This is a genomic window from Corallococcus sp. CA054B (genome assembly GCF_003611625.1).
Taxonomy (GTDB): Bacteria; Myxococcota; Myxococcia; order Myxococcales; family Myxococcaceae; genus Corallococcus; species Corallococcus coralloides.
On record NZ_RAVY01000256.1, the window covers coordinates 1 to 11506 of the forward strand.

Annotated in this window: 7 protein-coding genes; 4 read left to right on the top strand and 3 right to left on the bottom strand. The window is 69.7% G+C overall.

All coding sequences use genetic code 11. The features are described from left to right. Positions 1-327 precede the first annotated feature (327 nt). From D7V80_RS37095 to D7V80_RS37105, 3 genes are read right to left on the bottom strand one after another with little or no spacing between them, the layout of a single operon-like run. Positions 328-3270 (bottom strand): DUF4215 domain-containing protein, encoded by a 2943-nt coding sequence (locus D7V80_RS37095; protein WP_120592569.1) that lies wholly within the window; start codon positions 3268-3270, stop codon positions 328-330. A 10-nt stretch (positions 3271-3280) separates the two neighbouring features. Then, positions 3281-4555 carry a carboxypeptidase-like regulatory domain-containing protein gene (locus tag D7V80_RS37100; protein ID WP_120592570.1) on the bottom strand — a complete coding sequence of 425 codons (1275 nt, stop codon included), beginning with the start codon at positions 4553-4555 and terminating at the stop codon, positions 3281-3283. Between the two features lie 20 nt (positions 4556-4575). Further along, complete coding sequence (locus D7V80_RS37105) at positions 4576-7602, bottom strand: serine/threonine-protein kinase (protein ID WP_233586009.1); 3027 nt, start codon at positions 7600-7602, stop codon at positions 4576-4578. Between the two features lie 495 nt (positions 7603-8097). Between D7V80_RS37105 and D7V80_RS37110 the strand changes: the two genes are divergently transcribed. The 4 genes from D7V80_RS37110 to D7V80_RS37125 all read left to right on the top strand — a co-directional run bounded on the left by D7V80_RS37110 (position 8098) and on the right by D7V80_RS37125 (position 11345). Continuing rightward, positions 8098-9255, top strand: a complete 1158-nt coding sequence (locus D7V80_RS37110) for a hypothetical protein (protein WP_120592572.1) — start codon at positions 8098-8100, stop codon at positions 9253-9255. A gap of 12 nt (positions 9256-9267) precedes the next feature. After that, positions 9268-10257: a HEAT repeat domain-containing protein gene (locus tag D7V80_RS37115; protein WP_120592573.1), complete on the top strand. Its 990-nt coding sequence runs from the start codon at positions 9268-9270 to the stop codon at positions 10255-10257. Between the two features lie 49 nt (positions 10258-10306). Beyond that, the gene (locus D7V80_RS37120) at positions 10307-10834 is read left to right on the top strand and encodes a hypothetical protein (protein ID WP_120592574.1); all 528 of its coding nucleotides are present in this window, start codon (positions 10307-10309) and stop codon (positions 10832-10834) included. A 109-nt stretch (positions 10835-10943) separates the two neighbouring features. Then, positions 10944-11345: a hypothetical protein gene (locus D7V80_RS37125; RefSeq protein ID WP_120592575.1), complete on the top strand. Its 402-nt coding sequence runs from the start codon at positions 10944-10946 to the stop codon at positions 11343-11345. Positions 11346-11506: the final 161 nt, after the last annotated feature.

An 11506-nucleotide genomic window follows, 5' to 3' on the forward strand; every position in this document is an offset into this window, starting at 1 on the left:
GCGCAGGAGACCAGCACCGAGGCGAAGCCCACGGCGACGAGAGGATGCCACCGCGTGAGCCAGGGGCTCCGGCGGTGACGACGGGGAGGGGTCATCATGGATGTGGCTCCAGACGCGGCAAGCGAGGTTCACGACCGCTGCATGGCCACCGGGCCCGCGACTACCCGGGGCCCAGCCGGTTCACCACCCCCACGACAGTGAAGTCAACCGCACGTTCCCCCACTCGCGCCCCCCGGCCCGCTCGCGTATGACGCAGGACATGGCCCGGCGCGTCAACGCGTGTGACCTCCCTGTTTCAAGAGGGAGGTCACACGCGGGAGAAGCCGCTCAGGGCGCGGGGATGACGGGCGGAGCGACGCAGGTCTTGCTGGCCCCGCACACCAGGTCGAGGGCGCAGTCCTCGTTGCCCACGCACTTCGTGCCCTGGGGGCAGTCGTAACCGCTGCCGCCGTTCATCCCGCTCACCTTGAAGTTGTTGTTGCCGACCCGCTCCGTCATCGCCTGGTTGCCGATGGAGCCCTTCAGCTTGTGGGTGACGTTCACGTTGATGGAGCCGGTGACGACCGACGCCCCGATTTCAAACGGCTCCTCCACGGCGTTGATGGCGTCCCGGATGACGAGGGCAATCTGCGCCGCGGGCGTGCCGTTCATCAGGACCACCCGCTGGTTGGCGGGGTTCTTGAGCTTGTTGTCGCGGTCGAATTCGAAGGTGACCGGCGTGTTGATGCCGTCGCTGAGGGTGAACGTCTCCTCGTCGACCAGGTTCGCGCTGGTCGTCGCCGCGATGATGCCCGTCGCCGCCTGGAGCGTCTGCACCTTGCAGTTGGCGCTGCAGGAGCCGCAGGCCAGGGTGTTGCCGTCGTCGCAGGCCTCGTTCGTGGCGTCCTTCACTCCGTCGCCGCAGATGTTGCCCTCGAGCGAGAGGACCGTCTGGCAGTCGCTGCTGCACCGCTTGCAGCTCGCCGTGCCGTACTGACAGGAGGACTCCGTGTCCGTGTTGCCGTCGTCGCAGGCCTCGTGGCCCGAGTCCAGCACGCCATCTCCGCAGACGTTGCCCGTGACGGGGACCAGCTCCTTGCAGTCGCCGCGGCACACCTGGCAGTTCGCCTGACCGTAGGGGCACGAGGACTCCGTCTGCGTGTTGCCGTCGTCGCAGACCTCGTTCGAGGCGCTGGGGTCCTGCTTTCCGTCGCCGCAGACGTTGCCCGTGAGCGTCAGGAGCGTCTGACAGTCGCTGCTGCACCGCTGGCAGTTGGCCAGGCCGTAGGGGCAGGTGGTCTCCGTGTCGGTGTTGCCGTCGTCACAGGTCTCGTGAGTCAGGTCCGCCACGCCGTCGCCGCAGACGTTGCCCGTCACCGCCAGCAGCTGCTTGCAGTCGCCGCTGCACGTCTGGCAGTTGGCCACGCCGTAGGGGCAGGTGGTCTCCGTGGTGGTGTTGCCGTCGTCGCAGGCCTCGTGGGTGGCGTCCTTCACCTTGTCGCCGCAGACATTGCCCTTGAGCTCGAGCGCCGTCTGGCAGTCGCCGCTGCACTTCTGGCAGTTCGCCTGGCCGTAGTCGCACGCGACCTCCGTCTTGGTGTTGCCGTCGTCGCAGGCCTCGTGGTCCGGGTCCTTCGCGTTGTCGCCGCAGACGTTGCCCGTGCGCGACAGGCTCTCCTTGCAGTCGAAGCGGCACACCTTGCAGCTGGCGGTGCCGTAGGGACAGGCGTCCTCCGTCTCGGTGTTGCCGTCGTCACAGGCCTCGTTCGTGGCGTCCTTCACGTTGTCGCCGCAGACGTTGCCCTTCAGGTCCAGCCGCGCCTTGCAGTCGCTGCTGCACGCCTCGCAGGTGGCGGTGCCGTAGTCGCACGCGACCTCCGTCCGGGTGTTGCCGTCGTCGCAGGCCTCCGGGCGGTCCGGCCCGTTGACGTTGACCACGCTGTCGCCGCAGATGTTCGGCTTGCAGGTGCCCAGGCAGTCGTCGTCGTCGCGCGTGTTGCCGTCGTCGCACTGCTCCTTCGCCGCGGAGTTGGTGACGCCGTCGCCGCAGGCCGTGGGGGTGCAGTCCACGTCGCAGATGGCGGAGTTGGGCCCGTCGTCGCACTGCTCGCCCGCCGCGGTGTTGAGGTAGCGGTCGCCGCAGGCCGCCGGCGTGCAGTCCGCGTTGCAGGTGCGGGAGTTGCCCGCCGTGTCGCACAGCTCGCCGCGCGTGGTGTTGGTGAAGCCGTCGCCGCAGAAGGCGATGGAGCAGTCCGCGTCGCAGGCGGGGCTGTTGACGGGGCCGGGGTTGTCGCACTGCTCGCCGGAGGACGTGTTCACCACGCCGTCGCCGCAGGCGCGCAGCGTGCAGTTGGCGTTGCAGTAGGCGGACTCGCCCTTGTCGTCGCACTGCTCGCCCGCGGTCCGGTTGACGATGCCGTCACCGCAGACGCGCACGGTGCAGTTGAGGTTGCAGGTGGCGGACTCGCCCTTGTCGTCGCACTGCTCCTCGCCGTCGCGCACGCCGTTGCCGCAGCCCTCCGCGGACCGGCAGTCCGCGCTGCACCCGTCCTCGCTGACGTTGTTGCCGTCGTCGCAGATTTCACCCTTGATGGTGTCCAGGACGCCGTTGCCGCAGGTCTCGTTGGACTTGCAGTCGGAGCTGCACCCGTCGCCGTTGGAGTTGTTGCCGTCGTCGCACTTCTCACCCTTGGCCACGTCCACGTAGCCGTTGCCGCAGCTCTCCTGGGAGCGGCAGTCCGCGCTGCACCCGTCGCCGCTGACGGTGTTGCCGTCGTCGCAGCGCTCCTCCTTCGTAGGGTCGGTGTAGCCGTTGCCGCAGACCTCGGTGGAGAGGCAGTCCGCGCTGCAGCCGTCGCCGCTGGCGTTGTTGCCGTCGTCGCACTTCTCGCCCACGGCCGTGTCCACGACGCCGTTGCCGCACAGCTCGTTGGACTTGCAGTCCGCGCTGCAGCCGTCGCGGTCGTTGGTGTTGCCGTCGTCGCACTTCTCCTTCGTGACCTGGTCCACGACGCCGTTGCCGCACGTCTCGGTGGACTTGCAGTCGCGGCTACAGCCGTCGCCGTCCACGATGTTGCCGTCGTCACACTGCTCGTGGTCCTGGACGATGCCGTCGCCGCAGTCCGTGGAGATGCAGGTGGCCTGGTTCGCGGCGCACTTCAGGCCGTCTGGACATACCAGCCCGGCGGGGCAGTCCACGGTGGTGGGCTGGAAGCAGGAGGAGAGCAGCAGCAGCGGCGCGGCCAGGAGCAGCAGGGCGCGCGCCATGGAGGAAGGGGAGACGCGTGTCATGCGGGAGCCTCTAGAAGCGGAACGTGGCCACGGCACCGCCCGAACCCGCGCCGAGGAGCGGCGTGACCTGCACGGTCGCCGCCTCCTGGCCCGGTTCGATGCGGTACGGCTTGGGTTGGTTGAGGACGGCGAGCACCGCGCCGGTGACGATGACCGCGCCGCCCACGGCGTACCCGGCGATGGCGCCGGTCTGCATCAGGTTGCCCCGCGAGCGCTCGTCGGCGACGGCGGGGGGCGGCACGCAGCCTCCGCATTCGCTGATGCCGGACTCGAAGGAGCGGAAGTGGTCGCGGGACTGGAGGTGCAGGAAGGTGCTGCCGCCCGCCACGGCCACGCCCGCGCCCATCACCAGCCAGGGCATCGCGGCGGACCAGCGGCGCTTGTAGCGGATGAGGTCGTCGGAGGTGAAGAGCTTCAAATCCAGCGTCGTCGTCTCACCGGGCAAGAGCGTGCGGCTCTGGTCGCTGGGCAGGTAGCCGGTCATCGTCGCGACGATGCTATGCGCGCCGGGGCGCACCAGCGCCTGGTAGCGGCCGGGGGCCACGAACAGCGTCTGGCCGTCCATCGTCACCGTGGCGCCGGGCGTGGCGCAGGTGATGTCCACCCGCGCGAGCTGCTTCTCCACCAGCGTCTTGTAGTTGCGCGCGTACTCGTACTTCTCCTTCTCCAGCGGCGCCGGTCCGAAGCGCAGCGCCGCCACCAGGTGCTCGTGCACCTCCACGGGCTGGTCCAGGTTCATCAGCGCCAGCGCGAGGTTGTAGTGGATGGCCGGGTGGTCCCAGCGCCCCAGCGCCTGGCGGTACTTCTCCACCGCCTGCACGAAGATGGACTCCTTCAAGAGCGCGTTGCCTTCGCCGAACAGCGCGAGCGACGCGTCCTGGTCCGTCTTGGAGACGTCCTTCGCCCAGGGGCGCTCGTCCGTGCCGGGCTGCGAGCCCTCCAGCGTGCTGCTGGCCTGCTCCTGCTGGGACTCCACGGCCTTCGGCGTGGGAGGCGGGGGCAGGGGAAGGGACTCGGAGAGGGGCGTGTCCGAGGTTACCGGCGTAGCCTCCGCGGCGGTGGGCTTGCGCCGCCGCTTCGAGGTGCCGGTGCCGGACAGCTTCGTCTTGCCCGTGGCCGTTGAAGCCGTGGCCTTCTTCTTGGTGCCCGCCGTCTTCGGCGCGCCCGCCTTCTTCGTGCCCCGGGACGTCTTCGTGGCGCGGGTCCGTGGCGCCGGCTCCTGCGCCAGCGCGGGCACCGACTCCAGCGCCAGCAGCACCGACAACACGAACGCGGACCTGCTCATCACCCTGTTCAAGATGCTTCTCACTTCAGGACCTCGATGACCGGACTGCCGAGCTGGGATTGCAGACGGGAGACGCGCTCCTTCTCCCGCTTGAGCAACGTGGAGAGTTCTTCCGCCGCGCGGAGGGCTTCCTCGCGGGCGTCGCGCGCGGACTCGGCGCTCTCCTCGGCGCGCTTCTTGGCGCTCCGGGCGCGCAGCTGCGCTTCCTGGGCGCGCTTGAGCGCGGACACCAGTTCGTCGTTCTTGCTGAGCAGCTCCTGGTTGGCCAGCGCCACCTGCTCGTTGGCCGACTCCGCCGCCTGCTGCGCCTTCTGGCGCTCCAGCTCCTTGGCCTGCACCTCGGCCAGGCGCTGCTTGGCCTCGGCCTCCGCGCCGCGGGCGTTGGTCTCGGCGGCGCGCGCGATGATCTCCGCCGCCTGGGCCGCCTGGGCCTGCTTCTCGGCCTCCTGCTGCGCGTTGCGGATGACGACGAGCGCCACCACCGCCGCCACCACCAGGAGCCCCAGGAACGTCGCGCTGCCGATGAGCAGCGCCCGCTTCAGCCGGCGCCCCTTCTTCGCCTGCGCGAACACCGCCGTGAGGAAGTCCTGCTGCAACCGGGGCAGCTCTCCCCGGTAGCGCCGCTGGAAGCGCTGGGCCTCCTCCACCAATTCACCGCGCCACAAGAGGTGCGCGTCGAAGTTCTTGCCCTGCCACTGCCGGGCCGCGTTGCGCAGCTGCTCCAGGAACGCGGAGTCCTCCTGCCCTTCATCCAGCCAGCGCCGCAGCGTGGGCCAGCTGTGCAGGAGCGACTCGTGGACGATTTCCACCGTGGCGCCCGTGGCGCCGCCGCCGGTCTGCACCACCAGCAGGCGCGCCTGCACCAGGTGGTCGATGAGGCGCTGCATCTCCCCCGTGTCCTTCGTCAGCTCACGCAGTTCGTCCAGGGACACGATGGCGCGCGTGCGCTCCGGGGTGACGAGCCGCAGGAAGAGCGCGCGCACCAGGGTGCGCTCCTGCGTGGACAGGCTCTCCAGCACGCTGTCCGCGTGGCTGGCCAGCGCGCCGGCGATGCCGCCCATGGCCTGATAGGCGCTCTCCGTGAGCAGCCGGTTGGTGACGTCGCGCGCCTCCCACAACTGGGTGGCCGCGAACTGCAACAGGGGCAGCGCGCCCTGGGAGGCGTCCAGGTGCTCCAGCATGCTGGACACCATGGCGGGGCTCTCGAACTGGTAGCCCGCGCGCTCCGCCGGCTGCACCAGCGCGTCCTTCAGGCCTTCGCGGGCGGGCGCGGTGAGGAAGTAGAGCCCCTGGCTGAGCTCCGCCATGAAGCGCTCGTCCTCCGGCACGCGGTCCAGGAAGTCCGAACGGATGGAGAGGATGACGCGGATGGGCGTGGTTGCGTCGTCCGCGATGCCGGACAGGCACGCGGTGAAGGCCAGCCGCTCCTGGGCGTCCGGCACCAGCGTGTAGAGCTCCTCGAACTGGTCGATGAAGAGCAGGATGCGCCGCTTCTCCCGCCGCGCGCGGCTGCGCAGCACGTTGCCTACGTAGCCGGGCTCCGCGCGCAGCCGCTCCACCACCCGCTGCTGCTCCACCAGGTCGTCCTCGATGGTGGTGGACGAGCTCATCAGCGGCGTGACGATGCTGGCCAGCGCCGACAGCGGGCTGCGGCCGGGGCGGATGACCAGCGCCTCCCACGGCGTGCCGGACCGCTTGAGCACGGGCACCAGGCCCGCGCGCACGAACGACGACTTGCCCGTGCCGGACGGCCCCACCACGGCCAGCAGCGGCCGGTCGTTGATGCGGTTCACCAGCGCGGCGATTTCGCGGGTGCGGCCGAAGAAGCGGTCCGCGTCCGCCTCCTGGAAGGAGCTGAGGCCCGCGTACGGGCTCTCGTCCACGCGCAGCTCGCGGCTCATGCGGCCGGGCAGGAAGGGCTCCAGCGCGCGCAGGAGCGACGCCGCGTCCGGATAGCGCTCCTCCTTGCGCTTGAGCAGGCAGCGGTCCACGACGGCCGCCAGCTCCTGGGGCACGTCCGGCGCCATGGTCCTGAGCAGCGGCATGGGCTCATCCAGCATGCCCGTGACCATCAGCTGCGGACCGCGCAGCGGATCCAACGGGTGCTTGCCGGCGAGCATGCGGAAGAGCATCAACCCCACGGCCCAGATGTCCGTGCGGTTGTCCACGGCCACGCCAATGCCCCACTGCTCCGGGGACATGAAGGCCATGGTGCCCATGATGGCGCCCTTGCGGGTGAGGTTGGACACGTCCTCGCCCATGCCCTCCACCGAGTGCAGCCGCGGCTGGACCTGGGGGCCGCCCGCGGGCGCCTCCACGGGCTCGTCGCCCTGGAGCACCTTGGCGATGCCGAAGTCGAGCACCTTGATGGCGCCCGAGTCCGTCACGACGATGTTCTCCGGCTTCAGGTCGCGGTGGACGATGCCCTGCTCGTGCGCGCACGCCAGCGCCTTCACCACCGGCACCATCAGCTCCACCGCGCGCGCGGGCGGCAGGCGCTGGTTGCCCAGCACCTTCGTCAGCGGCTTGCCCTGCAGGTACTCCAGCACCATGAACGGGCCGCCGGTGAACTCGCCGACCTCGTAGATGATGACGATGTTCTCGTGGCTGCACCGCGCGGTGGCCCGCGCCTCCAGGATGAAGCGCCGGGTGATGTCGGCGTCCTCGCTGTGCAGGAACTTGATGGCCACCCGGCGCCCCAGCCGCACGTCGCGCGCGAGGAACACCGTGCCCATGCCGCCGGAGCCCAGCTCGCGGATGAGCTCGTAGTGCTGCAGGCGCATGCCCGGGCGCAGCGCGAGGCCCTGGATGGAGGGATGGGTGTTGTTGCCGGTGTCACCGGTGCCACCCGTGCCCGGACGCGACGGCCCGTCCCACGTGGACGAACCCGTGTTGGAACGGGACGGCGGCTCCACGGGCGCGGGCGCCGCTCCGAAGAGCGACTCCACGTCCGCGGCCTGTGTCCGGTCCGAAAGGTCCGAGGACACACCCGTCACGCCCACCGCGGGAGGCTCCCGCCGCACGGCACCTGCTTCGTTCTTCATCATGTCCGGCCACTTTTCCCGCGACGCATTCACAGCCATGGCGCGACCCGGGCACCTCCGCCCGATGCATCCATGCGCTGGCTACAGCCCCCCCGGCCCTGCCACCACGGACCGAAATCATACACGGACACTGAATCGCGGACACTTCACGCCCCTGCGTCAGAGGCGTGTCTGTTTTGACCTTGGGGGGCAGGAAGGCAGACGGGCGCAGGGTGCAACGCCTTGTGACATCCACGCGCACACGCACACGGAGAGTCATTGCGTCACCGCGACACGAAGGATGTCGGCCGTATGCGTCGTTCCATAACGCAGGGACTGTTCCTGTGACGCGTGTGGTCAGCGCATGGAATCGCCAGAGGGAAAGAGGGCGAGTACCAGTAAAAATCCAATCAATCTGTTTTCCTTGATTGAAACACGGAATCCATGGTTATTTGGATTCCCATGGTTCCTTCCACTTCGACCGAGACGCCCGCCTCTGGCCCTTCGCGGCGGCGTGGGATGCCCTGGGTGCTGGCGGGCGCGGGCCTGGCGGCCGTGTTGGCGGCCGTGGGGCTGGTGTGGCGTGGCGGTGACGACGCACAGGCGCCGTCCGCGGTGGCTGCCTCTGCCAAAGCCACACAGTCCGGGGGCTCGCGGAGCGGCGGTGGGAGCGCGGCGGCGGCGCCGGCTGGCGTGGAGGAAGCGGAGGCCGCGGAGCGCCGCTTCTCGGACCAGACGTGCTTCCCGGAGCTGGCGCGCTTCAACGACGGCGTGACGCTGGAGACGTTCCGCGACTGGTCCGCGTCGCTTCTCGCGTCGAAGGACCCGCTCGTCCGCGACTACCTGAAGGCGAAGCTCGCGGAGCTGATTGGCGACGACGCGAAGAAGGCGGGGCAGGTGGTGGACTGGGCCCGGGACGCGCAGGGCGCGGAGTTCCAGGTGCTGCTGTCCGGGCTGCGTGAGTCGGACGCGGTGCAGAAGCCGCAGGTCGCCGCGCGGCTGCTGGAGGCGGGGCTGGACAAGGGGCTGTCCATCGAGCGGCGCGCGGGCATGCTCTCCGCGCTCGACACGCAGAAGCACCTGACGCCGGACGCGATGGACCGGCTGGCGGACTTCGCGCGCGACCCGGCGTCCACCGAAGCGGGCTGGGCCGCCACGCGCACTCTGGGCCGCGTGATGGCGCGCGAGTCGGAGAACCTGGGCGACGCGTCACCGTACCTCGACCGGCTCATCACCATCGCCACGGACGCGCCGGACGAGCAGATCCGCCACCTGGCGCAGACGGCGCCGCTGCACAACTCCCCCGTGCTGGACGCGAAGGCCACGGCCCGCTTCGAGCGCATCCTGCGCAGCGAGGGCAACGAGGACGGCCGCGACGCGGCGGCGCAGGTGCTGGCCATGTCCTCCGACAAGGAGCACGTGCTGGAGACGTTCACGGACGCCTTCCAGCGCGAGCAGTCCGTGTGCGTGCGCTGGGCGCTGTTCCGCTTCTCCGCGCGCGTCGCGGGCCGGGACGCCCTGCCGGTGATGGCGAACATGGCGACCGTGGATCCGCGCTTCCAGCCGCTCTACGGCATCTTCGAGACGCTCTACGCCCAGGGCAACGTCGACTTCATCCGCGTCTGGAACGAGCTGCCAGACCAGAACCCCTTCGGCTGCATGGACCGCCACGACTAGGAGCCCTGACGCATGCCTCGCTATCTCCAAGGTCTTCGCGCGCTCGGGGGCCTGACATTGATGCTCGCGTCCCCGGTCGTCACCGCCCAACCCACGCCCCCGGCGGCGAAGCCGACGTTGCAGGGGGAGAGCTGCTCGGTCCGGGGGCTAATGGATCAGCTCCGCCAGGGGATGGGCTCCAGCTCCAAGGCCTACCGCGACTACCTCCAGGCCGTGCTGCGCGAGGCCGCCGTGTCGCTGCCCTCCGGAGAGCTGCACGCGGCGTTCGACCGGGAGACGGACCCTGCGATGGTGGAGCAGCTGGCCGCGGCGCTGGTGGCGCGCAGCGAGCGCGAGGCGGAGAAGGACGCCATCCAGGCCGTGGCCCGCCGCGCGCTGGAGGACCGCGACCCGTCCGTCCGCGCCGCCACCGTCCGCGCCATGCGCCGCACCGGCGCGCTGGAGAAGACGGGGGACATGTACGAGCGGCTCATGCGGGACGGCTCGCCGGAGGTCCGCATGGAGGCGGCGAAGAACCTCATCGAGGACAACGAATACGTCTATTCCGCCCATCACGGCCCGGCCACGGACATGGCGGTGAACGCGGCGACGGCGTCCACGGATCCGAAGGTGACGGCGAAGATATTGGAGTCCCTGGACACGCGCAGGATGGGGCCGGAGGCGGGGCAGAAGCTGCTCGGGATGCTGGGCCACGAGAGCGCGGACGTGCGGCGCTCGGCGGCGCTCGCGCTGGGCAGCGTGCCGGCGGCGCAGATGGGGCCGGCGCGCGAGGCGCTGGTGGGCATGTACCGGGGCGAGCGGGACGCGGGGGTGCGCAAGGCGCTGGTGCAGGGCATCGCGGAGCTGGGCTTCGCGGACGCCGTGCCGGAGCTGCGCAAGCTGCGGAGCATCGACCCGGCCTTGGAGCCGGAGATCGACGCGTGGATCCGCGCCCTGGAATCAGGTGTTCAGGAGTGGGGCCTGCTCCTGAGAGAGAAGCAGCGGCAGCAACAGGTCCGTTGAGCGGCACCCTCATGGGGCCGGACCCGCCGGCCCGAAAGGAACACCCCCGATGCGTCACATGAAGAAGAAGGCCTTCGCGGCCATCCTGGCCCTCGCGGTTCCCTCGGTCGCGGCTGCGTACTCGTACACGGTGAAGTCGCCCTTCCCCGGCACGGTCACGGCGACGACGAACTACTCCAGCGGCAAGTTCCACGGCGCGGTGGACATCTCCAGCGGCCGTTGCAACTACTGGGGCGTGGAGACGGGCGTGATGGCGTCCCTGTCCTGGAACGTGACCGTCCGCACGACGGGCGTCTATTGCAACGGCACGGGCAGCGGCACGCAGAACGAGGCGAAGCACGCCTTCTCCAACGGCAAGACGTTCCGCCTGTGGCACTTCATCAAGACGTCGGACTCGTATGACCGCACGTGCAACCGCTGCCAGGTGGGCAACGAGGGCGGTACGGGCAACGCCACGGGTGCCCACGTCCATATGCAGTATGACCAGTCCGGCAGCAACCTGACGGGCTGGTACTCCGGCTACACCACCAAGGGTGAGGCCGTGGACCGCTCGGAGACCATCGGCGTGCTGCAGTAATCACGCGGTGCCCGCCGGAGGCGGAAGGTAGTGGAGCCTTCCGTCACCGGTGGGGTCGGACCCGGATGCCGGGTTGACAGGGTGAAGCGCGCGCACGTCTGCTGGCCGCATGAAATGCCGTATCTGTGGAAGTGAAGCGACGCACGAAGAGACGTCGTCCATCTTTCCGGCGCTGCGCTGGGGCTACTGCGAGGCGCACAAACCCACCACCGCGCGGCCCGTCGTGCCCCATCAGCCGGAGGCCTACCGGGAAACGGCGACGCCGTCCGCGGGGTGGGGCGAGCTTGAGGCGAGCGAGCTCCCACCGGACTGGCACGTCGAGGACCGGCTCTACCCCCATCACACGGTCCTGGTGATGGAGGACGGCGGAAAGCTTTCGAGGATGGCCACCCAGGCGCTGGAGGACAGCAAGGTCGAGGTGTTCGGGCTCAAGCTCGCGTCCCAGGGCTGGAACCGCGACCCCGTCCTGCGGACCCTGGCGGGCCCTTCGCTGTATCAGCCCCGGACCTGAAGCATCCCCTCATCTGAATCAGATAAGTCCGAAAGCTTCTCGGAAGACGGCGTGCTCGCGAACGAGTTGTGCGAATCGCTCCACCAACGGGCGGAGTCGTTCATCGCTCATGCGCGGCATGGCCATGAAATAGTAGGTGCCTTGGGTGAAGAGCGAGTGCG

What these genes read in the sequence shown, in the direction of transcription:
- D7V80_RS37095 (WP_120592569.1), bottom strand. Translation starts at nt 3,270, where the DNA reads ATGACACGCGTCTCCCCTTCCTCCATGGCGCGCGCCCTGCTGCTCCTG.
- D7V80_RS37100 (WP_120592570.1), bottom strand. Translation starts at nt 4,555, where the DNA reads ATGAGCAGGTCCGCGTTCGTGTTGTCGGTGCTGCTGGCGCTGGAGTCG.
- D7V80_RS37105 (WP_233586009.1), bottom strand. Translation starts at nt 7,602, where the DNA reads ATGATGAAGAACGAAGCAGGTGCCGTGCGGCGGGAGCCTCCCGCGGTG.
- D7V80_RS37110 (WP_120592572.1), top strand. Translation starts at nt 8,098, where the DNA reads ATGCCCTGGGTGCTGGCGGGCGCGGGCCTGGCGGCCGTGTTGGCGGCC.
- D7V80_RS37115 (WP_120592573.1), top strand. Translation starts at nt 9,268, where the DNA reads ATGCCTCGCTATCTCCAAGGTCTTCGCGCGCTCGGGGGCCTGACATTG.
- D7V80_RS37120 (WP_120592574.1), top strand. Translation starts at nt 10,307, where the DNA reads ATGCGTCACATGAAGAAGAAGGCCTTCGCGGCCATCCTGGCCCTCGCG.
- D7V80_RS37125 (WP_120592575.1), top strand. Translation starts at nt 10,944, where the DNA reads ATGAAATGCCGTATCTGTGGAAGTGAAGCGACGCACGAAGAGACGTCG.